At 71.3% G+C, this 21562-nt stretch carries 20 protein-coding genes; 11 read left to right on the top strand and 9 right to left on the bottom strand.

All coding sequences use genetic code 11. The annotated features are described in order from the left end of the window. Positions 1 to 12: 12 nt before the first annotated feature. The 3 genes from J2X26_RS20310 (at position 13) to J2X26_RS20300 (ending at position 4183) form a co-directional block, all read left to right on the top strand. Complete coding sequence (locus J2X26_RS20310) at positions 13 to 1122, top strand: Gfo/Idh/MocA family protein (RefSeq protein ID WP_307494519.1); 1110 nt, start codon at positions 13 to 15, stop codon at positions 1120 to 1122. A 245-nt stretch (positions 1123 to 1367) separates the two neighbouring features. Next, on the top strand, positions 1368 to 2222 hold the full coding sequence (locus J2X26_RS20305; RefSeq protein WP_307494518.1) for a hypothetical protein: 855 nt from the start codon (positions 1368 to 1370) through the stop codon (positions 2220 to 2222). Continuing rightward, positions 2219 to 4183 (top strand): beta-galactosidase, encoded by a 1965-nt coding sequence (locus J2X26_RS20300; protein ID WP_307494517.1) that lies wholly within the window; start codon positions 2219 to 2221, stop codon positions 4181 to 4183. Before J2X26_RS20305 ends, J2X26_RS20300 begins: the two co-directional genes overlap by 4 nt. A 41-nt stretch (positions 4184 to 4224) precedes the next feature. Here the strand turns inward: J2X26_RS20300 and J2X26_RS20295 are convergent, their stop codons facing one another. Further along, on the bottom strand, positions 4225 to 5322 hold the full coding sequence (locus J2X26_RS20295; RefSeq protein ID WP_307494516.1) for a DNA glycosylase AlkZ-like family protein: 1098 nt from the start codon (positions 5320 to 5322) through the stop codon (positions 4225 to 4227). 47 nt (positions 5323 to 5369) lie between these two features. On the opposite strand from J2X26_RS20295, the gene J2X26_RS20290 reads away from it, so the two are divergent. From J2X26_RS20290 to J2X26_RS20270, 5 genes are all read left to right on the top strand, one after another. Further along, positions 5370 to 6305 carry an ABC transporter ATP-binding protein gene (locus J2X26_RS20290; RefSeq protein WP_307494515.1) on the top strand — a complete coding sequence of 312 codons (936 nt, stop codon included), beginning with the start codon at positions 5370 to 5372 and terminating at the stop codon, positions 6303 to 6305. Next, positions 6302 to 7516, top strand: coding sequence for an ABC transporter permease (locus J2X26_RS20285; protein ID WP_307494514.1), 1215 nt, complete (start codon positions 6302 to 6304; stop codon positions 7514 to 7516). Before J2X26_RS20290 ends, J2X26_RS20285 begins: the two co-directional genes overlap by 4 nt. Before the next feature lie 82 nt (positions 7517 to 7598). After that, positions 7599 to 8243, top strand: coding sequence for a GNAT family N-acetyltransferase (locus J2X26_RS20280; protein WP_307494513.1), 645 nt, complete (start codon positions 7599 to 7601; stop codon positions 8241 to 8243). 121 nt (positions 8244 to 8364) lie between these two features. Then, positions 8365 to 8736 (top strand): STAS/SEC14 domain-containing protein, encoded by a 372-nt coding sequence (locus J2X26_RS20275; RefSeq protein WP_307494512.1) that lies wholly within the window; start codon positions 8365 to 8367, stop codon positions 8734 to 8736. 42 nt (positions 8737 to 8778) lie between these two features. Continuing rightward, complete coding sequence (locus J2X26_RS20270) at positions 8779 to 10425, top strand: bifunctional 3'-5' exonuclease/DNA polymerase (RefSeq protein ID WP_307494511.1); 1647 nt, start codon at positions 8779 to 8781, stop codon at positions 10423 to 10425. Between the two features lies 1 nt (position 10426). Here J2X26_RS20270 and J2X26_RS20265 read toward each other — a convergent pair whose 3' ends face one another. Further along, on the bottom strand, positions 10427 to 10918 hold the full coding sequence (locus J2X26_RS20265; protein ID WP_307494510.1) for a hypothetical protein: 492 nt from the start codon (positions 10916 to 10918) through the stop codon (positions 10427 to 10429). A gap of 159 nt (positions 10919 to 11077) precedes the next feature. On the opposite strand from J2X26_RS20265, the gene J2X26_RS20260 reads away from it, so the two are divergent. Continuing rightward, positions 11078 to 11572, top strand: coding sequence for a hypothetical protein (locus tag J2X26_RS20260; RefSeq protein WP_307494509.1), 495 nt, complete (start codon positions 11078 to 11080; stop codon positions 11570 to 11572). A gap of 6 nt (positions 11573 to 11578) precedes the next feature. On the opposite strand, the gene J2X26_RS20255 is transcribed toward J2X26_RS20260, so the two are convergent. The 3 genes from J2X26_RS20255 to J2X26_RS20245 are packed head-to-tail and all read right to left on the bottom strand — an operon-like array spanning position 11579 to position 14663. Continuing rightward, entirely contained in the window at positions 11579 to 12307 is a 729-nt protein-coding gene (locus tag J2X26_RS20255; RefSeq protein WP_307494508.1) for a cupin domain-containing protein, read from the bottom strand. Next, the gene (locus J2X26_RS20250) at positions 12304 to 13221 is read right to left on the bottom strand and encodes a PmoA family protein (RefSeq protein ID WP_307494507.1); all 918 of its coding nucleotides are present in this window, start codon (positions 13219 to 13221) and stop codon (positions 12304 to 12306) included. The genes J2X26_RS20255 and J2X26_RS20250 overlap by 4 nt, the downstream gene beginning before the upstream one ends. After that, positions 13218 to 14663, bottom strand: coding sequence for a Gfo/Idh/MocA family protein (locus J2X26_RS20245; protein WP_307494506.1), 1446 nt, complete (start codon positions 14661 to 14663; stop codon positions 13218 to 13220). Before J2X26_RS20245 ends, J2X26_RS20250 begins: the two co-directional genes overlap by 4 nt. 108 nt (positions 14664 to 14771) lie before the next feature. On the opposite strand from J2X26_RS20245, the gene arfA reads away from it, so the two are divergent. Both arfA and J2X26_RS20235 read left to right on the top strand, forming a co-directional pair. Beyond that, positions 14772 to 16283 (top strand): arabinosylfuranosidase ArfA, encoded by a 1512-nt coding sequence (gene arfA, locus J2X26_RS20240; RefSeq protein ID WP_307494505.1) that lies wholly within the window; start codon positions 14772 to 14774, stop codon positions 16281 to 16283. Positions 16284 to 16359: 76 nt separating this feature from the next. Continuing rightward, on the top strand, positions 16360 to 17358 hold the full coding sequence (locus J2X26_RS20235; protein WP_307494504.1) for an alpha/beta hydrolase: 999 nt from the start codon (positions 16360 to 16362) through the stop codon (positions 17356 to 17358). A gap of 7 nt (positions 17359 to 17365) precedes the next feature. Here the strand turns inward: J2X26_RS20235 and J2X26_RS20230 are convergent, their stop codons facing one another. The 4 genes from J2X26_RS20230 to J2X26_RS20215 form a co-directional block, all read right to left on the bottom strand. After that, entirely contained in the window at positions 17366 to 18004 is a 639-nt protein-coding gene (locus tag J2X26_RS20230) for a hypothetical protein (protein WP_307494503.1), read from the bottom strand. Between the two features lie 44 nt (positions 18005 to 18048). Beyond that, a complete protein-coding gene (locus J2X26_RS20225) occupies positions 18049 to 18960 on the bottom strand; it encodes a carbohydrate ABC transporter permease (RefSeq protein WP_307494502.1) in 912 nt (303 codons plus the stop codon). Continuing rightward, positions 18960 to 19913, bottom strand: a complete 954-nt coding sequence (locus J2X26_RS20220; protein WP_307494501.1) for a carbohydrate ABC transporter permease — start codon at positions 19911 to 19913, stop codon at positions 18960 to 18962. The genes J2X26_RS20225 and J2X26_RS20220 overlap by 1 nt, the downstream gene beginning before the upstream one ends. 98 nt (positions 19914 to 20011) lie before the next feature. Beyond that, the gene (locus J2X26_RS20215; RefSeq protein WP_307494500.1) at positions 20012 to 21337 is read right to left on the bottom strand and encodes an ABC transporter substrate-binding protein; all 1326 of its coding nucleotides are present in this window, start codon (positions 21335 to 21337) and stop codon (positions 20012 to 20014) included. Positions 21338 to 21562: the final 225 nt, after the last annotated feature.

The raw sequence follows: 21562 nt of genomic DNA, 5'->3' as shown, positions 1-21562 counted from the left end.
AGGGAGCCGGACGTGACGGAGCAGGGCACGCTGAAGGTCGCCATCGTCGGGACGGGGGCTATCGCACACGCCCACGCGCAGGTGCTCGGACGCGACCCGTTGGCGTCGGTCGTCGCGGTCGCGGACCCGACCTCGGCCGTGCGAGAGAAGTTCGCCGACGAGTACAGGGTGGCCGGCCGGTACGACAGCCTCGATGCTCTCCTCGCTGCCGAGACGGTCGACGTGGTGCACCTCTGCACCCCGCCCGGCCTGCATAAGGACCAGGCGATCACCGCGCTGCGTGCCGGTGCCCACGTGGTCTGCGAGAAGCCGCCGGTGCTGTCGCTGGCGGACCTGGATGCGGTCCTCGAGGTAGCCCACGAGGTCGGTCGGGAGTACGCGGTGGTGTTCCAGCAGCGCACCGGGACCGCCGTCGGGCACGTGCAGAGGCTGCTGGCCCACGGCACGCTCGGGCGCCCGCTCGTCGGCGTCTGCCACACGCTCTGGTACCGCAAGCAGGAGGACTACTACGCCGTGCCATGGCGCGGGAAGTGGGCGACGGAGGGTGGCGGGCCGCTGCTCGGGCTCGGCATCCACCAGCTCGACCTGCTCGGGTTCCTGCTCGGCGAGTGGGCGGAGGTCGACGCTCGCGCGTTCCGCCTGGACCGTGACCTGGAGACCGAGGACACGTCGACGGCGGTGATCCGGTTCGCCAACAACGCGATCGTGTCCGTGCTGACCACCGCGCTGGCGCCGCGCCAGGTCAGCTACGTGCGGGTCGACACCACGCTCGGCACGGTCGAGGTCGAGCACCTCTATGGTCACGACGCCCGCTCCTGGCGGCTCACCGCGGCGCCGTCCCGCACCGGTGCAGAGCCGGACGCGGCGCCGTCGTCGTGGACGCTGCCGGTCGACGACGAGCCCTCCGGCCACACCCCGCTCCTCCGCGCGGTCTACGAAGCGCTGCGCTCCGGCGAGCCGCTGCCGGCTGTCGCGGCGGACCCGCACCGGTCGCTCGAGCTGGTCACCGCGATCTACGCGTCGGCGACCCTGGGCCGCCCGGTCACCAAGGCCGACCTCGCCCCGGGCAGCACCCTGCGCGACGGCTTCCTGCACGGCATCGAAGACCTCCGCCCGGCATGACGAACCACCCCACCCGAACGCCCGAGCAACTGGCTGCCCGAGCGACCACACGCTCGGACGCACGCCCTCCCCTCAGCGCAACGTCCGCAGATTCGAGCGTCCCGACGACCGAATCTGCGGACGCAAGCTCCACTCCCACCACAACGTCCGCACGTTCGGGCGTTCTGACGACCGGATCTGCGGACGTCCGCGTCGCGCCCGATCCCTTGTTCACCGATCCGCTCGGGGCGCCTACCGATCCCACCGTGGTCGAGGGGCCCGACGGGGCCTGGTGGTTGTTCGCGACGCAGCGGCGGGTCGACGACGACAGGCCCGGGGTCAGCTGGGTGCACGGGACGGACATCGCGGTCGCGACGAGCGCCGACGGCGGGCTGACCTGGACGCACCGCGGGGTGGTCGACGGGCTGGACCCCGGCGAGGGTCGCAACACCCTCTGGGCACCCGAGGTCGTGTTCGCCGAGGGGCGCTTCCACATGTTCGTCAGCTACATCACGGGGATCCCGGAGCAGTGGGCCGGGCACGAGCGGCACATCCTGCACCACGTGTCCGACGACCTGGTCACCTGGAAGTACCACGGGATCGTGCCGCTGAGCTCGGACTACGTGATCGACGCCTGCGTCGCACCGACGGCCGACGGCTACCGCATGTGGTTCAAGGACGAGGCCGCGGACTCGACGACGTGGTGCGCCGACTCCAGGGACCTGGAGACGTGGGGGCCGTCGCGGCCCGTCATCGAGGGTCGCCCGCACGAAGGCCCCAACGTGTTCACGCTCGGCGGCTGGCACTGGATGATCGTCGACGAGTGGCGCGGTCAGGCGGTGTACCGGTCGGACGACCTGGAGCAATGGACCGCCGACGGGCGCATCCTGGTCGAGCCGCGCGGCCACCACGCGGACGTCGTCGCGACGGACGACCAGGCCTGGATCTTCTACTTCACGCACGACGTGTCACCGTTCGGTGAGACCGGCGCGGGCGAGGACCCGGCCACGAGACGGGCCGTCGTGCGCGTGGCAGAAGCCCGCGTGGTCGACGGCCACCTGGTGTGCGACCCCCACGACCATGTTGACCTAGACCTACGACGAGCGGCGAGGACCCGATGATCCAGTACGGCGGCGACTACAACCCCGAGCAGTGGCCCCTGGCCACCCGCATCGAGGACGTCGAACTCATGCAGCAGGCCGGCGTCACGCTGGTCAGCGTCGGCATCTTCAGCTGGGCACAACTGGAGCCGCGCGAGGGCGAGTTCGACTTCGGGTGGCTCGACGACATCCTCGACCGGCTCCACGCAGCGGGCATCAAGGTCACGCTGGCCACCGCGACCGCGAGCCCGCCCCCGTGGCTGACACGCAAGCACCCGGAGTTCCTGCCGGTGCTGGCGGACGGCACGGTGCTGCACCCGGGCGGTCGGCAGGCGTACCGGGTGTCGTCGCCGGCGTACCGCGAGTACGTGCTGCGGATGACGCGGACGATGGCGGAGCGGTACGGGGACCACCCGGCGCTGGCGCTCTGGCACGTGGACAACGAGCTGGGCTGCCACGTCCCGCACGACTTCTCCGACGACGCCGCGGCCGCGTTCCGGCGCTGGCTGGCGGACCGGTACGGCACGGTCGAGGCGCTCAACGCCGCCTGGGGCACGGCGTTCTGGTCGCAGCGGTACGACGACTTCGACGAGGTGCTGCCCCCGCGCAGCGCGCCGACGTACCCGAACCCGACCCAGCAGCTGGACTTCGCGCGGTTCTCCTCGGACGAGCTGCTGGTGCACTACCGCGCGCTGCGGGACGTGCTGCGCGAGGTCACGCCGAACGTGCCGACGACCACCAACCTCATGCTCTCCACGGGCACGAAGTGGATGGACTACTTCTCCTGGGCCGACGACCTCGACGTCATCGCCAACGACCACTACACGCGCGCCCACGACCCGGAGGCCCACGTCGAGCTCGCGTTCAGCGCGGACCTCACGCGCGGGGTGGCCGGCGGCGACCCGTGGATGCTCATGGAGCACTCGACGAGCGCGGTGAACTGGCAGCCGCGCAACCGCACCAAGCGTCCGGGCGAGATGCTCCGGCACTCGCTGGCGCACGTGGCCCGCGGCGCGGACGCGGTGATGTTCTTCCAGTGGCGGCAGTCCGCCACGGGTGCGGAGAAGTTCCACTCGGCGATGCTGCCGCACGCGGGTACGGACACCGACGTGTGGCGCAACACGGTCGCGCTCGGGTCGGCCCTGAAGGCCCTGAGCGAGGTCGGGGGCAGCCGCGTCCGCGCGCGGGCTGCGATCGTCTTCGACTACCCGGCCTGGTGGGGCACCGAGCTCGACAGCCACCCGTCGGCCGCCGTCACCTACCCGGACCGCGTCCTCGCGCACTACCGCGCGCTGTGGCAGCGGAACGTCACGGTGGACATCGTGCGGCCGTCGGCGGACCTGTCGGAGTACTCGCTCGTCGTCGTGCCGGCTCTCTACCTGGTGACCGACGCGGACGCGTCGAACATCGCGCGGGCCGCCGTGCGCGGTGCGTCCGTGCTGGTCACGTACTTCTCGGGCATCGCCGACGAGCACGACCACATCCGCCTCGGCGGCTACCCGGGCGCCTTCCGGGAGCTGCTGGGGGTGCGCACCGAGGAGTTCTGGGCGCTGCAGGACGGCGAGACGCTCACCCTCGACGACGGCACGACCGCCGACGTCTGGTCGGAGCAGACGCACCTCGCGGCGGGCACGTCAGCGGTGCGCACGTTCGCCGACGGCGACCTCGCCGGCTGGCCTGCCCTCACGCGGCGACCCGTCGGCGCGGGAGCCGCGTGGTACGTGGGGACGCGTCTCAGCGCCGACGGGCTGCAGGGCGTGACGGACGCGCTGATCGCGGAGGCGGGCCTGACGCCGGAGCACGACGGGGTCGAGGCCGTCCGCCGGGTCGCCGACGACGGCCGCTCGTGGCTCTTCGTCCTCAACCACACGACCGACGAGGTCAAGGTCGCGGCGACCGGGCACGAGCTCCTCCGCGACGAGCCTGTGCCGGGCACCCTCGTCGTCCCGCCTGGTGCGGTCGCGGTGGTGCGCGAAGGCTGACCACCGCGGCGACGCCGAAGGATCGCGAGCCTGCGGGCCGGTCAGGGCCTCACCAGGTCCAGCTCCAGCCACTGCGCGAGGTCCTCGATCTCGGCGTCCACCGCGGCGCGCGCGTCGGCGGACCACGGGTGGTCCTCGTGCACCGCGTGCAGCCGCAGCACCCCCGCCTTCACGTCGGCGGTCGCGTCGACCTTGCCCACCAGCCGGTCGCCGACGAGCACCGGGAGCGCGTAGTAGCCCCAGCGGCGCGCGGCCACGGGCTTGAACATCTCGAGGATGTAGTCGAACTCGAAGATGTCGGTCATGCGCTTGCGGTCGTGCAGGAGCAGGTCGAACGGCGAGAGCAGCGCAGCCCGGCCCTCGAACGGGGCGTCGAGCTGGGCGGGGTCGACGCGCCACTCGCCGCGGACGCCCTCGACCACGGCGGGCTCACCCGCCTCGGCGACGTCGACCGGCTCGACGGGTTGCTCGGGTCCGCGCCGCCGGGCGATGCCGAGCGCCGCGAGCCGGCGTTCGTCGCGGACCCGGAACGCCTCCTCCAGCGGCACCGGCGGACCCGGCGGGTAGACGCGCTCCGCCAGGTCCCAGAGCCGGTCGCGCCCGGTGCCACCGGCGGGGGCGACGTCGCCCATCTGCACCATGAGGCCCAGCAGCATCTGGACGTTGCGGTTGTTGTTCCAGCCCGTCGACTTCCACGGACGCACGCACGTGTCGGGGATCTCGCTGATCGGGAGCGGCCCGTCGGCGCGCAGCAGCTCGAGGACGTCCTGCCGGCACCCCTCGTTGTCCGCGACCCACTGCCGGTTGGACCGCTGCCAGTCCTTGAGCCGGTCCCCCGCGCCCGGCCACACCGCCATCTCCGCGCGGTAGAGCGCGATGTCCTGCGCGACCCGCAGCGTGCCGCGGTACTCCAGGATCGACTGCCCGTCGAGGGCGTCGGCGAGCTCGCGCGGGTCGTACGCCGACCCGATCCGGCTCCACAGGACCAGGTCCGCGCTCGGCGCGACCGCGCTGGTCGGGTTGAGCAGCAGGAGCCACAGGTCGTGCACCGTGTCGTGCACGTCGGTCGGCCGGTCCGCCGTCAGTCGCTGGGCACGCACCGCGATGCGGCGGGCCTCGGCACGGGTGAGGTGGTGCACGCTCGGCAGACTAGGCCTGACCACCGACAGATGTTTCGATGGGCGCCATGGGTGCACTGACGATGGAGTCCCTGAACAAGACGTACGGCGAGGTCCGGGCGCTGCGCGACCTGTCGATGGAGGTGCGGGCCGGCGAGATCGTCGGCTTCGTCGGCTCCAACGGCGCGGGCAAGTCGACGACGATGCGGATCGTGCTCGGCGTGCTGGAGGCCGACTCCGGCGAGGTGCGCTGGGACGGTCGGCCGATCGACCTCGCGGTCCGGCAGCGCATCGGGTACATGCCCGAGGAGCGCGGCCTCTACCCGCGGATGAAGGTCAGCGACCAGCTGGTCTACCTCGCGCGGCTGCACGGCCTGGACCCGGCGTCGGCCAAGGCGTCGATGGAGCACTGGACCGAGGTGCTCGGCATCGCGGAGCGGCGCGGCGACGAGATCCTCAAGCTGTCGCTGGGCAACCAGCAGCGCGTCCAGCTGGCCGCGGCGCTGGTCCACTCCCCCGACATCCTGGTGCTCGACGAGCCGTTCTCCGGTCTGGACCCCGTCGCGGTCGACGTGATGAGCGGCGTGCTGCGCGAGCAGGCCGCCGCGGGCGTGCCGGTGCTGTTCTCGTCGCACCAGCTCGAGCTCGTCGAGTCCCTGTGCGACCGCGTCGGGATCATCAAGAGCGGGTCCATGGTGAAGTTCGGCGGGATCGAGGAGCTGCGCCGGACCGACGACAGGCGATGGGTGGTCGACGGTCCGCCGGCGGCGTCGTGGATCACCGCGGTGCCGTCGGCCCACGTGGTGTCCACGCAGGGGCGGCGGACCGTGGTCGAGGTGCGCGGACAGTCCGCCGACGCCGTCGACCAGGAGATCCTCCGCGCCGCGATGGCGGCCGGCCCGGTGCACGAGTTCAGCCTCCTGCGGCCGTCCCTGACCGAGCTGTACCGGCACGTCGTGACGACCGACACCACCGCGACCGACCGAGAGACGGTGTCCGCATGAACCCCCGCCCGACCGTCGTCGAGATCTCGAACGGCGCCGCCATCCGGCTGATCGCCGGGCGGGAGATCAGCACCCGCGTGAAGTCCAAGGCGTTCATCTGGACCACTGTCGCGCTCGTCGCGGCCGTCGTGCTCGGCGGGGTGCTGCTGCACTTCGTGGGGCAGCAGGCCGACGATGCCCAGCAGGTCGGGGTGACCCCCGAGGCGTCCGGAATCTCCGAGCAGCTCGTCGCCCTCGGCGCGGTCCTGGGCGCGACGATCGAGACGCAGGACGTCGCGTCCGCCGAGGCCGGCGAGGAGCTGCTGAGGGACGGGACCGTGAGTGCGGTCGTGACCGGCACCGACCCGCTGACCGTCGTCGTGCACACCGAGCTGTCCGACTCGCTCGCACCTGTGCTCGGCTCTCTGGCGCAGCAGGAGGCGCTGTCGTCGGCGGTCACCGACCTGGGGGGCGACCCCGGCGAGGTCGGCCGCGAGATCGCGCAGGCCGCACCCGACGTCACTGCGCTGGAGCCCGAGCCGGAGCGCGACAACGCGCAGATCGTGGCGGGGTTCGTCGCGGGCATCCTGCTCTTCATCTCGCTGATGACCGCCGGCCAGCTGGTCGCGCAGGGCGTGGTCGAGGAGAAGTCGTCGCGCGTGGTGGAGCTGCTGCTGGCGACCGTGCGTCCGTGGCAGCTCATGGCCGGCAAGGTGCTGGGCATCGGGGTCATCGGGCTGGGCCAGGTGGTGCTCGTCGTCGGCGCGGGGGCGGGAACGGCTGCCCTGCTCGGACTCGTCGACGCCAGCTCGATCAACCTCGGCCTCACGGCGCTCTGGGTGATCGTGTGGTTCGTCGTCGGCTTCACCATGTACGCCCTGGCACTCGCCGCCCTCGCCGCGCTGGTCTCGCGCCAGGAGGACGTCGGCTCGGTGACCGCTCCCGTGATGACGCTGATGATGATCCCGTACCTCATCGGCGTCAGCATCGCGCCGTGGGACCCGACCAACCCGCTGGTCGTCTTCCTGAGCTTCGTCCCGTTCTGCGCTCCGCTGCTGATGCCCATGCGGATCGCGCTCGGTGAGGTGGCTCCATGGGAGGTCGCCCTGTCCCTCGGCCTGTCGCTCGCGCTGATCCCCGTGCTGGTCTGGCTGGCCGGCCGGATCTACTCGAACGCCGTCCTGCGCAGCGGTGGCCGGATCAAGCTGAAGGACGCACTGACAGCGTCGTAAGTGTTTCCGCAGGTCAGGCGCGTGTTCACGGGAGTCATTCTGGGGTTGCATCTGGACGCATGTCCCAGAGAGGATGCCCGACATGTCCGCTCCCCCGCCGCCCGATGTCGTCGAGCCGTTGCACCCCTCCGGCATCGCAGAGGCGGCGACGGTGCTGGCGGCCGCCCTCGCCGACGACCCCGGATTCGTCCACCTGTTCCCCGTCCGCGCCCGGCGGGAGCGTGAGCTGCGCGCGATGTACCGGATGACCCTGTCCGACTCGGTGCAGCACGGCCACGCGTTCGTGACCCGGCTCGACGGCGTCGTCACCGGCGCGATCGCGCTCTACCCGCCGGGCGCCTACCCGATGACGCCCGTGCGCTGGTGGCGCCAGGCGTTCCGGATCCTGCGCATCGCCGTCAACACCCGCGAGCACAGCCTCGGCATCATCAAGTTCGGCGACGTGACCTCCGCCGGCGTGCCGGGCGACTCCTGGTACGTCGAGGCGCTGGGCGTGCGGCCCGACCTGCAGCGCGCCGGCCGCGGGAAGCGGCTCATGGCGACCGTGTTCGGGCTCATCGACCACGCCGGCGGCCCGTCCTACCTGGAGACCACCAAGCCCGACAACGTCGGGTACTACACCGCCCTCGGGTACGACGCCGTGCGGACGCGGGTCGCGCTCGGGCACCCCGACGACGGGCCGTGGATCTTCCCGATGCGTCGCGACCCTGTGGGCGTGACCGTCTAGGGTCCCGCCGCGCGGAGGACGTCGACCCACCTCCACCGTCATCCCGGTCGCGCCGGGCGGTCGGTCGACGACCGCCGCGCGCCGTTGACGGCCCTCGCACGTGCGGTCCAGGCTCGCTGGCATGATCCGACTTCTCGATGACATGCCCGCCGGCGTCCTCGGATTCCAGGCGGTCGACGACGTGGAACGGGAGGACTACGCGGAGGTCCTCCTCCCAGCGATCCGGTCGGCGATCGCGGAGCACGGCAAGGTGCGGCTCCTGTACGTGCTCGGCCCGGAGTTCGACGACTACGAGGGCGGGGCGGTGTGGGAGGACCTCAAGCTCGGCGCCAGCCACCCGGCGTCGTTCGAGCGGATCGCGGTCGTGACCGACGCACGGTGGGCCGGCCCCGCGATGAGGGTGTTCAGTGTCCTCTGGCCCGGGCAGGCGCGCGCGTTCCCGCTGGCCGGGCTGGGTTCCGCCACGGAGTGGGCGGCCGGCACGACCGAGTGAGCGCGCTCGGCCGGGTGTCAGACCCACCAGCCACAATGAGCCGTGTCCTTGCTGCTGCTCCTCGACGACCCGTCGCGCGCCGATGTCGTGGAGCTGCAGGCGCTGACCGACCAGGGTGAGCCGCTCGGCTCCGTCGTCGTCGCTGTCGAGGACCTCAACGACGTCGTCCGCGAGCGTGAGGCGGACCGGCCGCGGTGGGTGTGGGACGACACGTCGCGCCGCTACCCGCCGCTGCTGGCCGCGGGAGTTCGACTCGAGCGGTGCCACGACCTGCGGCTCTGCCACGCGATCCTGCGGCGGAGCGTGTACTCGCAGTCGTCCGCGCTGGCCACGGCACCGCCGGGCCCGTGGGACGGGCCACGTGAACCGCCCCCGGTCGAGGGGAGCCTGTTCGACGACGTCGGACCGGCGGTCGCGCTGGATCCGCTCGACGAGCTCCAGCGCCAGCTGGCGGCCGTCGCAGGTGCCGACGAACCGGGTCGCCTGCGTCTGCTCCTCGCCGCCGAGTCCACGGGTGCGCTGATCGCCGCCGAGATGCAGCACGACGGCATGCCGTGGAGCGTCGAGGCCCACGACGCGCTCCTCACGTCGTTGCTGGGAGAACGACCCCGCAGCGGGCGTCCCCCGAAGCTCGAAGCGCTCGCCGACGAGGTCCGCGCCGCGCTCGGTCAGTCGTCGCTGAACCTCGACTCGCAGCCGGACCTGCTGCGCGGGCTGCGGTCGGCCGGCTGCGACGTGGAGTCGACACGCACGTGGGAGATCAAGGAGCTCGACCACCCGGTGAGGGACCCGCTGCTCGCGTACAAGAAGCTGTCGCGCCTGCTCAGCGCCAACGGGTGGGCGTGGATGGAGGCGTGGGTCCACGACGGCCGGTTCCGCCCCGACTACGTCCCCGGCGGCGTGGTGACCGGGCGGTGGGCGACCAGCGGCGGCGGGGCGCTCCAGCTGCCCGCCAGCATCCGCGCGGCCGTGCGCGCCGACCCCGGGTGGAAGCTCGTCGTCGCCGACGCCGCCCAGCTGGAGCCTCGCGTGCTCGCCGCGATGTCCGGCGACGGCGCCATGGCCGCGGCCGGTCGGCACGCCGACCTGTACCAGGGCGTGGTCGACGCGGGCATCGTCGAGACCCGTTCCGAGGCCAAGTACGCGATGCTCGGCGCGATCTACGGCGCCACGACCGGCCCGTCCGCGGTCCTCATGCCCCGGCTGACCAAGGCCTACCCGCGGGCGGTCGCGCTGGTCGAGGCCGGCGCCCGGGCCGGGGAACGCGGCGACGTCGTCTCCACCTGGCTCGGCCGGACCTCACCGCGTCCGGACGCCGCCTGGCAGGCGGAGCTCGCCGCCGCCTCCGCGGAAGGAGCGGGTGCCGACGACGTCCGTGCCGCACGCCGACGCGGCCGCGACTGGGGCCGGTTCACGCGCAACTTCATCGTCCAGGGCACCGCCGCCGAGTGGGCGCTGTGCTGGATGGCGTCGCTGCGGCGTCGCCTCCTGCTCGTCGACGGGCGCCCGCACCTGGTGTTCTTCCTGCACGACGAGGTCATGGTGCACTCGCCGGCCGACGTCGCTGGCGAGGTCGCGGTCGCCGTCCGGGAGTCCGCCGTCGAGGCCGGGCGGCTGCTGTTCGGGGACACACCCGTCGACTTCGCGCTGAACGTCGCCGTGGTCGACAGCTACGACGAGGCCAAGTAGGTCAGTGGGTCAGGATCAGCTTGAGCCCGATGACGAGGAGCCCGAAGGCGCCTGCCAGGGCAGTCTCGCCCAGCAGCGCAGCGCCTCGGACGCCGGCACGGTGTGCCGCGAACGCAGCGACCCCCGCCAGCATCGCGACGGTGAACCACAGGGAGAGGAAGGCGGAGTCCTGCACGTCCAGGCCGAGCAGCCGACCGATGACGAAGACCACGAGGACCGGGAGGCTGCCCAGCAGGACGCCCGTGTTGTTCTTCAGCGCGTGGCGCAGCCGGTGGTGCGCACTGTGGTCGGTGTCCTCGAAGCGTCCGCCGATCGCGTCCGCGTACACGTGCGCGAGCCAGTACGTCACAGAGACCAGGGCGGTCGCGACGACCACGAGCTCGCCGGTCTCCGCCCCCGCACTCGTCGCGGCCAGCACGACGCTCGACACGAGCGCCCCGTAGAGCATCTCGGCCGGACCCTTGCTGTGCAGGAACCTCCCCACACGGCTCACGCGCTCGTCCACCGTCACTCCACCCTCCGCCGTCGGACAACGTCCCTATCGTGACCTATGCCGGACCGAGCCGTTTGCCGCGCCCAGGACACGAGAGCACGCGCCGGATACGGTCGGGGAGACGCAACGGCGCGTAGACGACTCGACGGGGGAACGGCGATGGACGATCTGCTCAGTGCGCTCAACGGACAGGAACGCGACCTCCTCCGCGAGACCGAGCCGGCCCGCATGGCCGAGCTCGACGAGGACCAGCTGATCCGGCTGCACTCGCGCATCAGGCGGGCTCGCAAGAAGCACCAGAAGAACTACCGCCGGCAGGCCAGCGCGGGCGTCGAGGAGCACGGCGGTCGCGGAATCTCCCGACCGAAGAACACGCAGGCGGCGCAGAAGGCCGAGGTCTTCGAGGACGCGCTCGCACGCGTCAGCGGGCTGCTCCAGACACGCGCTGCCGAGGCCGCCGAGGCGCTCAAGCAGGAACGGCTCGCCGCTGCCCGCGCGAACCGGTCGACCGGGCCGGGCAGCGACAGCCCTGGGGCGGCGGGCGTCGGCCCCGGCGAGGCCCGCAGTCACAGTCAGACGACGGGTGGGGCGAAGCGTGACGCGTCCTCCCAGGCGCAGGGCGCGCGCCGCCAGGCCAAGAGCGACAACCGCTGACGGGTCTCAGGCGCCCGTCGGCCACGTCTGGAGCCGGCCGCACATCCCGTACCGGCGCGGCGCCGGGTCGGCGTCGACACCGGACACCGCGCCGCGTGCCAGGTGCGGGGCGACGCCGCGGAACAGGCCCTCGAGCGCGGACGCGGTGCTCTCGGTCTCGGGGTAGACGGTGCGCGTCCACGTCTCCTGCCAGCGCGGCGCGAACGGTCGGGCCAGCCGGGTGGCTGCGTCGTGGAGCGGCGTGAGGGCGGCCGGGCCGAGGCGGTGGACCGCGGCACGGAGCTCGGCGTACCCCTCGAGCGCGAGGTCGCGACGGCGGCGGGCAGCGGCGGCGATCTCGTCGTCGGACGCGCCCTCGCCCGGCAAGGTCGCCGCCTCGCGGTAGGCGGCCGGATCGGCGAGGACGGCCGCGGGGAAGGTCAGGACGGCGTCGCCCGCCTCGGGCAGCCCTGCGTTCGACATGAGGACCAGCACCTCGAGGTCGCCGTCGTTCACCGCGCGGTGCACGACGCCGGGCCCGAACGTCACGATCGACCCGGGGCGCAGCGGGTGGGCCGCGAACCCGGACGGGCCGAGGGTGTGGACGGAGCCGGTACCAGCAAGGACGACGTACGCCTCCGACGACACGACGTGCAGGTGCGGCGACCCGCTCCCCGCCCGGCCGACGCCGTCGGAGGCGGGCCAGTCGTACACGCGCAGGTGGCTGATCGAGACGCCGCCGGGAAGTCCGTTCATCGGGTCAGCATCTCGCGCTCACCCAGCAATGCGAGCGCGGCGGCCGACGCCGGGTCGGAGGAGCCGTCGGCGATGACGACCGCGTACCGGAACCGCAGGGTGTCGCCGGGCGCGAACGGGACCTCCGTCGAGAAGAACGGCGCCGGGTTCAGGCAGCCGAACTGCTCGGTGCGGGCGAACCACTGCGGGGGGTGCGACGGGTTGTCGGTGCCGTCGACGATGACGACGGTCGAGGCGCCGCCGGTGCCGTCGTGCCGGCCGACGAAGCCCATCCACGGGCCGCGCGTGCCCCGGACCTCCTCCCCTCCGGAAAAGTCGGGAGCGAGCAGGGTCCCTCCGGTGAACGACCGCGGTCCGCGCCAGAAGAGCCCGCCGTAGCCGGCGTTCTCGCGACCGCGCGTGGTGGGTGACCCGATGGTCAGGTCGGCCGAGGACACGTTGGTCATGGCGGTCTCGAACGTCAGCACCCAGGCGTCGTCGCGACCTGCGGGCACGACGAACCCGAGCGTGCGCTGCTCGTCGATCACGTGCTCGCGCTGCTGGGTGTGCCAGGCCAGGGTGTGCGTGAGGTCGACGCGGTCGTCCGCGACCTCCAGGTCGGTGAGGGCGACGTGGTCCATCGACCCGTCGTTCTCCAGCTGCACGTACCCCTGACCGTGCACGTACGTGGGCCCGCCCCAGAAGTTGTGCTCGCCGACCACCGGCAGCGACCAGGCGATGCCCTTGTGCCAGACGTGGTCGTGCGGGCGGAAGGCGGTGACCAGGTCGCCGCCGCGGGTGCGGACAGGGTGCAGATAGGGGCGCGGGCTCTCCAGCTGCACGTCGGTGGGGACGTAGACGTACTGCGCCAGGGTGGTGCCGTCGGCGACGACGTCGACGGCGCGCCCGACGTCGTGGAGGGCGGAGAGCGTCACCGGTCCACCTCGAGCGAGACGCCCAGGTCCAGGTCACCGATCGTGACCGGCAGGCCCGTGACCAGCGACTGGTTGGCCGCGATGCCGACCGACACCGCCCGCAGCCCGTCGAGGTACCCCGCCGGGCGGCCGAGGGCGTCCTCGGACACCCGCAGGTGGCGTCGGAACACATCCTTGAGCAGGATCGCGTCGCCGCCGCCGTGCCCACCGATGCCGTCGGGGATCGGGTACTCCGTCGCGCGCTCCCAGTGCTTCTGCACCAGCAGCCGCTCCCCCTCGGGTCGCAGCGAGTCGCCGAGCGAGGTCGGAGTGGCCGACGGGTCGAGCAGCGCGTTCCCGTCCTCGTCCAGCGCGATCGCGCCGCGCTCGACGACCTCCAGCTCCGCGCGGCCGGCCGTGCCGTTGACGGTGACGCGGTACCCCTCCCAGGGGCTGTGCGCGTTCAGCGAGTAGGTCAGGGTGGCGCCGCGCCGGTAGTCGACGAGGAGCGCCATGTTGTCCTCGATGGTGATGCCGGGACCGAACACGTCCTGGTCGCGCAGGTAGCCGTCGTGCTCCTCGGCGTCGAGGTACAGCGACTTCAGGCGCGGGTCCGCGTTGAGGTCGAGCGTGAACGGGTCGCCGACGACGCCGGTGCCCCGGGCCGGTCGAGGGCCGAGCCCGCGGTCGGCGGCGTTGCGGTCGCCGTAGAACTTGAGACCGCCGCGGGCGTAGACGCGGGCCGGCACGTCGCCGATCCACCAGTTGACCAGGTCGAAGTGGTGGCTCGACTTGTGCACCAGCAGGCCGCCGGAGTTCTTCTTCTCGCGGTGCCAGCGGCGGAAGTAGTCGGCGCCGTGCACGGTGTCGAGCGCCCACTCGAAGTGCACCGAGGTGACCTCACCGATCTCGCCGGACGCGATGACCTGGCGCAAGGAGGAGTTCCGCGGGGCGTACCGGTAGTTGAAGGTCATGACGACGTCCCGGCCGGTCTCGCCGACCGCGCCCGTGATCCGTCGGCAGCCCGGCCGGTCGACGGTCAGCGGCTTCTCGACGACGACGTCGGCCCCCGCGGCGAGCGCCCGCGCCACCAGCTCGGCATGCGCGTGGTCGGGCGCGGTCACGACGACGACGTCGACGGACTGCTCCGCGATCATCTTCTCGAGGCCGTCGGGCGCGTACTGCGGCAGCCCGGCGGGCCGGCCGAGAGCCGTCGAGACGACGCCCTCGTAGTGGGCCATCCGGCCCGGGTTGGTGTCCAGGAGCGCGACGAGGGTGGCGACGTCCGCGTGCTCCCCGACGATCGCGTCGATGTACATGCCTGCCCGGTGGCCGGTGCCGGCCACGGCGTACCGCAGGTGCTGCCCCGACGGCGCGGGGGCGAACTCGGGGATGACGCCGGGTCCGGCGACCGTGCTGCTGCTCGATGCAGGACGCGGTGCGGTGGGGTTCTGGTCGCTCACGGGTGTCCTCGGTGTGTGTCGTCGCCTCGTTGCGGCGGACCTGCGGAAAGCGTTGTCCGTCGGTAGGTAGCCTAAGCGGTGGACCTGTTGTTGCACAGAGGAGATCCGATGTCCCCGCGAGCCACCGTCCTGCTGCACCCCGACTTCCGCGTGGGCGAGATCGACCGCCGCCTGTTCGCGTCGTTCGTCGAGCACCTCGGGCGCGCCGTCTACACCGGCATCTACGAACCGGGCCACGAGACCGCCGACGAGCACGGCTTCCGCCGGGACGTCGCCGACCTGACCCGTGAGCTGGGCGTCAGCATGATCCGGTATCCGGGCGGCAACTTCGTCTCCAACTACGTGTGGGAGGACGGTGTCGGGCCCGACCGCCTCCCGTTCATCGACCTCGCCTGGCGCACCATCGAGCCCAACACCGTGGGCACCGACGAGTTCCTGCAGTGGGCCGAGCGCGAGGGCATCGAGCCGATGATGGCCGTCAACCTGGGCACCCGCGGGGTCGCTGCGGCGGCGGCGCTCGTCGAGTACTGCAACGGCGAGGCCGGGTCGCGGTGGGCCGACCTGCGGATCGCGAACGGCCGCACGGAGCCCTACGGCGTGCGGCTCTGGTGCCTGGGCAACGAGATGGACGGGCCGTGGCAGATCGGGCACAAGGACGCCGACGAGTACGGCAAGCTCGCCGCCGAGGCTGGCAAGGCCATGCGGCTGGTGGACCAGTCGATCGAGCTCGTCGTCTGCGGGTCGTCGTCGATGATGATGGACACCTTCGGCTCGTGGGAGCAGACCGTCCTCGAGCACACGTGGGACGTCGTCGACCACCTGTCGATGCACGCCTACTACGAGGAGCTCGACGGCGACCGCGCCTCGTTCCTCGGGTCCGGCACGTCGATGGACCGGTTCATCCGCCGGGTCGTCGCGTCCGCCGACGCGGTCGCCGCGCGCCGCCGCTCCGACAAGGTCGTCACGATCTCGTTCGACGAGTGGAACGTCTGGTACCTGCAGTCCCGCTTCGTCGGCGAGAAGAACCTGCCGCTGCAGCGTGACGCCCCGCGCATCATCGAGGACGTCTACTCGGCGCTCGACGCGGTCGTCGTCGGCGACCTGCTGGTGACCCTGCTCAACCACGCCGACCGCGTGCCCGTCGCGTGCCTGGCGCAGCTGGTCAACGTCATCGCGCCGATCATGACCGAGCCCGGCGGCCCGGCCTGGCGCCAGCCGACGTTCCACCCCTTCGCGACGACCGCGCGCCTCGCCCGCGGCACCGCTCTCGACCTGCGCGTCTCGGGTCCCTCGATGACGACCACGGCCCACGGCGAGGTCCCCGTGGTCACCGCGGCGGCGACCCTCGACGGCTCCGACGTCGCCGTGTTCCTGGTCAACCGCTCCGCCGAGCCCGTCGAGGTCGAGCTGTCGCACCCCGGCGTGACGCTCGCGCTGGGCCGCGGCGTGCAGGTGACCGCCGACGACGAGCCCGCCGTCGAGGGCCCCGAGCACGCGGCCGCCGTCGCCGAGCGTCACGTCTCGGAGGTCGACGGCCCCGCGCCGGCGACCGGCAGCACGGTCGTGACGCTCGCCCCGGAGTCCTGGACCGCCCTGCCGGGAACCCTCACCCGCGCCTGAGCACGCCGCGAGCTCGGTGGTCGGAGCCACCGAGCTGGGACGCGAGCACCGAGCTCGGTGGTGAGACGATCGGGCGATGAGACGCCTCGGGCTCGTGGTCGGCTGGCTGCTCGGCCTGCTGGCTGCGGGCCTGGTGGGCTTCGGGGTCGCCGCGTACCTGAGCCCGAAGCCCGCGTCCGTCGTGATCCGTCGCCGGTTCGACCGCAACGGCGCCGAGCGGCTGACCGCGACCGCGCCGTTCGTGCCCGGGCACGTCGTCTCCACCCTCGACATCCCGTACCGCGACGGCGACCCCGACGCCCGCCTCGACGTGCACCGGTCCACCACACCCGGCGTCGCCCTCCCGACGATCGTCTGGGTGCACGGCGGGGCGTGGCTGTCAGGCAGCAAGGACCTCATCGCCAACTACCTACGGGTGATTGCCGGCGGCGGCTGCACGGTGGTCGGTGTCGGCTACTCGATCTCGCCTCGGGCCACCTACCCGACGCAAGCACTCCAGCTTCTCGACGCACTCGTGTACCTCACGGAGCACGCCGACGAGCTCGGCGTCGACGCGCAGCGCCTCGTGCTGGCGGGCGACTCGGCGGGCGCGCAGATCAGCGCCCAGGTCGCCGGCATGGTGGCCAGCCCGCCGTACGCCGCGTCCATCGGCGCGCACCCGCGGATCAGCCTCGACCAGATCGCCGGCACCGTGCTCTTCTGCGGGGCCTTCGACATGTCGCTCGCGCGCGGGCTGCGCGGCCGGAACCGCTTGTTCGTCGACTCGGTGATGCGGTCGTTCACCGGCACCCTCGACTACCTCGACGACCCCCGCTTCTCCGGCATCTCCGTCGTCGAGCACCTGACCGCTGACTTCCCCCCGACGTTCGTCTCCTGCGGCAATGCCGATCCTGGACTCGGCCACACCCTGTCGCTGATCGCCACGCTCGAGCGGTTCGGCGTCGCCCACGAGACCCTCCTCTTCGACGCCGACCACGTCCCGCCTCTGGGGCACAACTACCAGTTCCGGCTGGGCGCCGACGCCGGCCAGGAGGCCCTGGCGGCGATCCAGCGGTTCGTCGAGCGGCTGCCGTAGAGGCGTGTCAGCCCTGGCGGACCGACGCGCGGTGCTCGACCGCCACGACGGCCAGGGACAGCAGGCCCGGGACGATGACGGCGAGCGGCGCGAGCATCCACACCATGACAGCGCACAGCCCGAGCGCGACGACGAGCAGGACCGTGCCGGTGAGGTCGTCTCCGGTGCGCTTGGCGGCGGTCTGGACGATCGCCCCCCACCGAACCCCCGGCGACCAGCCGGCGGCCGCTCGCAGCGTGATGACGAGCAGGACGGCGACCAGGAAGACGGTCGCGATCCGGACCCCGGCGCCGCCGGGCATCCCGCCGACACCGATGAGCTGCAGGTTGAACAGGAGGACCAGCAGCAGGACGGGCATGCCGATCGAGACCAGCCAGACACCTCGGCAGGCGGCCTTGAAGTCCTCCCAGAGCGCCGCGACGGTGTCGGGCCGGCCGTCGAGGTGACGGCGGACGTGGGACACCCCGGCGGCGAGCGCGGGGACGGCGGTGATGATCGGGAGGCTGAGCACCGAGACCCCGAGGCCGACCAGGAGCGCCTCGCTGAACAGCCCGAACCGTCCGCCGCCGAGCAGCGGTTTCTGGTCAGGACCGGGAGCCGGGTCCGCGGGGCGGCCGGAGTCGTCGTCGGGAAGCGGGGTGCTCATGGCTCCCAGGCTGACACGCTCCTGCCGCCCTGCGAAAACCGTCATCAGCCCTTGAGCCCCTGCGTGGCCACGCCCTCGACGAGGTACCGCTGGAAGACCAGGAAGAAGAGCATGACCGGGACGAGCGCGAGGACGGCCATGGCCATCTGGGCGCCGTAGTCGGAGGTCGTGGTCTGGTCGACGAAGAGCCGCAGCGCGATCGGCAGCGAGTACAGGTCGGGCTTCTTCAGGTACAGCAGGGGGCCGAAGAAGTCGTTCCAGGACCAGATGAACGCGAAGATCGCGCTGGTGACCAGGGCGGGCTTCATCAGGGGCAGCATGATCGAGCGGAAGATCCGCACGTGCCCCGCGCCGTCGATGCGTGCGGCCTCGTCGAGCTCGCGCGGCAGGTTGCGCATGAACTGGACCATGAGGAAGACGAAGAACGCCTCGGCGGCGAGGAACTTGCCGATCAGCAGCGGCACGAACGTGTCCACCAGGCCGAGCCGGTTGAACACGATGTACTGCGGGATGATCACCACGTGGAACGGCAGCAGGAGCGTGCCGATCATGAGTGCGAAGAAGACGTTGCGCCCCGGGAAGTCGATCCGCGCGAAGGCGTAGGCGCTGATCGAGCAGGACAGGGTGATCCCGATGACGGAGCCGACGGCCAGGATCGTCGAGTTCATGAAGAACGTCCAGAACGAGACGCCGCCGATGCCCTCGATGGCCTTCTGGAAGTTGGCCACCGTGAAGTCGGTGGGGATGAGGCTGACGTTGCCGACGATCTCGCTCGACGGCTTGAACGAGGACATCAGCATCCACACCGCGGGGTAGAGCACGATCACGATCAGTGCGAGCGAGCACACGTGGAAGACCAGGGCCCGGCCGCGCTTGCGGTTCTTGGTGGACTGACGCAGTCGTGCGCTGTCGTCGGAGCTGACGATGTGGTCGGAAGTCGAGGTGATGGTGCTCATCACTTGCCCTCCCCGGAGTAGTGGACCCAGTGCTTCGAGCTCCAGAAGAAGACGGCCGCGAGTGCGCCGACGACGATCACGAGGATCCAGGCCATCGCCGAGGCGTAGCCCATCTGGAAGTCCTGGAAGCCGCGGAAGTAGAGGTAGAGGGTGTAGAAGAGCGTCGACCTGGCGGGGCCACCGGTGCCGTTGGAGATGATGAACGCCGACGCGAAGATCTGGAACGCGTGGATCATCTCGAGCAGCAGGTTGAAGAAGATCACCGGCGAGAGCATGGGCAGCGTGATCTTCAGGAACTTGCGCGAGGCTCCGGCGCCGTCGACCGACGCGGCCTCGTACAGCTCCTGCGGGATCTGCTTGAGCCCGGCCAGGAAGATGACCATCGGCGCCCCGAACTGCCAGACGGTCAGCAGGATGAGCATGGGCATCGTGCGCGACGGGTCACCGACCCAGCCGCCGGCGGGGAAGCCGAGGAACTGGCCCACCTGGTCGACGATGCCGTTGTCGATGAACATCGCCTTCCACACGATCGCGATGGAGACCGAGGCCCCGATCAGCGAGGGTGCGTAGAACGAGGACCGGTAGAAGCCCTTGCCGCTGAACGCGTTGTTCAGCAGCATCGCCACGGCCAGCGCGGCGAGCAGCTTGATCGGGGTCCCCAGCACGACGTAGGTGAGAGTGACCTTCCACGCCTGCTGGTAGTTCGGGTCGGAGAACAGGCGTGTGAAGTTCTCCAGGCCGATCCACTCGGGCGGTGCGAAGAGGTTGTAGTTCGTGAACGCCAGGTACAGCGAGGCGATCATCGGGCCCGCGGTGAGCAGGACGAACCCGAGCAGCCAGGGGCTCAGGAACGCGTAGCCGGCCAGGGACTCGGTCCGCTTGCGGCGCTTGCGGGCCGCGGTGTGCGCGGCCGTCGTGGGGCCCGTTGTCGGAGCCTCGGCAGTGAGGGTCACGAGCGTGATCCGTTCGTCGGTTGCGATGTGCAGGCGGTCTCAGGAGACCGCGGTGGGGGGTGGACCGCCCGCCGTGCCAGCGGGCGGTCCACCACCGGTCACTGGGTCGAGAGCTCAGCCTCGGCGAACCACTGCTCGGCGAACTCGTCGACGGACAGGGTGCCGTACGCGAGCTCCTCGGCCAGGGTGCGCCACTTCGCCTCGATCGTGCCGAAGCCCTTGACGGGGATCGGGGTGGACTCGGTCACCTGCTCGGCGACCTTCTCCTCGTACGCGATCACCTGGGCGTCGACGCTGCCCTCGGTGGTGTCGACGGCGGCGCGCTGGTCGGCGTCCGCCGGGACACCCTTGGAGGTGCCGAAGATCTTCCCGACCTCGGGGTCCGTGAGCAGGAAGTTGATCAGCGTCGCGGCCTGCTCGGGGTACTCCGTGTTGGCGCCCGAGGACAGCAGCATGGACGGCTTGAAGAAGAGCGCCTTCTCACCGGGCTCGATCGACGGGATCTGCGCCATCGCCAGGTTCGGGGTGCCCGAGTCGGCGACGTAGCCGGCCAGGAAGTTGTCCCAGCTCATCTCGGACGCGGTCTCGTTGACCGTGAAGCCGCCCTTGGGTGCGAGCGAGACGTTGCGGTCGACGGGGAAGACCGCCTTGTCGGCCCGCAGGTCGGCCGTCAGGTCGAGGAACTCGGTGACGTCGCCCTCGTCGAAGCCGAAGGTGCCGTCGTCCTCGAAGGGCGTGATGCCCTTCTGCAGGAGCCACTGGATGAAGAACCAGAAGGTGCCCGTGTAGTCGACCGCGCCGTAGAGCGCGTAGCCGTCGGCCGTCGTCTCGCCGGCACCGGAGACGTCGGCGATGAACTCGTTGTAGTCCTCCCACGTGTACTCGGCCTCGTCGGGGAACGTCGCCCCGGTCTGCTCGATCACGTTGGGGTTCTGGAACATGGCGAACGTGTTCGTCGACGTCGGGATGCCGATCATCTTGTCCTCGAGGACACCCGCCTTGGTGAGCGTCTCGTCGAAGCCCGAGAGGTCGATCGTGCCGTTGTCCACCCACTCCTGCAGGTCGAGCAGCTGGCCGTTCTGGTTGAACTCACGCAGGTACGACAGGTCGAACTGCATGACGTCCGGGAGGGCGCGGCCGGCGGCCTCGGTGGAGCGTGCCGTCCAGTAGTCCGGGAACGCAGCGAAGCTGGTCTGGACCGTGATGTACGGGTACTTCTCCTCGAAGAGCGCGAGCGCCTCGTTGTACCGGGCGGCCCGGTCGTCGTTGCCCCACCACGTGAAGTTCAGGGTGACGGGGGACGTGTCGGGGCCGGTGGAGCTGGCCGTCGGCTCGCTGTCGCCGGAGTCGCCGGAGGAGCAGGCGGTCAGGGCGAGGGCGGCGACGGCAGCTACAGCGGCGGTCTTCCAGATGATTCGCTTCATCGTCGTTGAGCCTCCTTGCTCGAAGGTGTGAAAGCGCATTCCGGACGTTAGGCGAGCGCTTCCCGGCATGTCAACGCCTCGCGCTGAATCGTTACAAACCTGTTGGATCAGCCTGGATGATGCCACGGAGGGCGCGCGTGCGCAGCACGGGTGGCTACTGTCGACGAAGGTGCTGGTCGCGGAGCATGGAGCTCCGCGGCAACCTGTTGTATCGTTTCAATCTCC

The sequence above is a fragment of the Cellulomonas humilata genome, from assembly GCF_030814415.1.
Lineage (GTDB): Bacteria > Actinomycetota > Actinomycetes > Actinomycetales > Cellulomonadaceae > Cellulomonas > Cellulomonas humilata_A.
This window is presented reverse-complemented; position numbering and strand designations above follow the sequence as displayed.

Excerpts from the sequence above, each read along its gene's own strand:
- J2X26_RS20225 (WP_307494502.1), bottom strand. The coding sequence starts at position 18,960 with ATGAGCACCATCACCTCGACTTCCGACCACATCGTCAGCTCCGACGAC.
- J2X26_RS20235 (WP_307494504.1), top strand. The coding sequence starts at position 16,360 with ATGAGACGCCTCGGGCTCGTGGTCGGCTGGCTGCTCGGCCTGCTGGCT.
- J2X26_RS20255 (WP_307494508.1), bottom strand. The coding sequence starts at position 12,307 with ATGAACGGACTTCCCGGCGGCGTCTCGATCAGCCACCTGCGCGTGTAC.
- J2X26_RS20300 (WP_307494517.1), top strand. The coding sequence starts at position 2,219 with ATGATCCAGTACGGCGGCGACTACAACCCCGAGCAGTGGCCCCTGGCC.
- J2X26_RS20260 (WP_307494509.1), top strand. The coding sequence starts at position 11,078 with ATGGACGATCTGCTCAGTGCGCTCAACGGACAGGAACGCGACCTCCTC.
- J2X26_RS20275 (WP_307494512.1), top strand. The coding sequence starts at position 8,365 with ATGATCCGACTTCTCGATGACATGCCCGCCGGCGTCCTCGGATTCCAG.
- J2X26_RS20230 (WP_307494503.1), bottom strand. The coding sequence starts at position 18,004 with ATGAGCACCCCGCTTCCCGACGACGACTCCGGCCGCCCCGCGGACCCG.
- J2X26_RS20285 (WP_307494514.1), top strand. The coding sequence starts at position 6,302 with ATGAACCCCCGCCCGACCGTCGTCGAGATCTCGAACGGCGCCGCCATC.
- J2X26_RS20290 (WP_307494515.1), top strand. The coding sequence starts at position 5,370 with ATGGGTGCACTGACGATGGAGTCCCTGAACAAGACGTACGGCGAGGTC.
- arfA (WP_307494505.1), top strand. The coding sequence starts at position 14,772 with ATGTCCCCGCGAGCCACCGTCCTGCTGCACCCCGACTTCCGCGTGGGC.
- J2X26_RS20280 (WP_307494513.1), top strand. The coding sequence starts at position 7,599 with ATGTCCGCTCCCCCGCCGCCCGATGTCGTCGAGCCGTTGCACCCCTCC.
- J2X26_RS20215 (WP_307494500.1), bottom strand. The coding sequence starts at position 21,337 with ATGAAGCGAATCATCTGGAAGACCGCCGCTGTAGCTGCCGTCGCCGCC.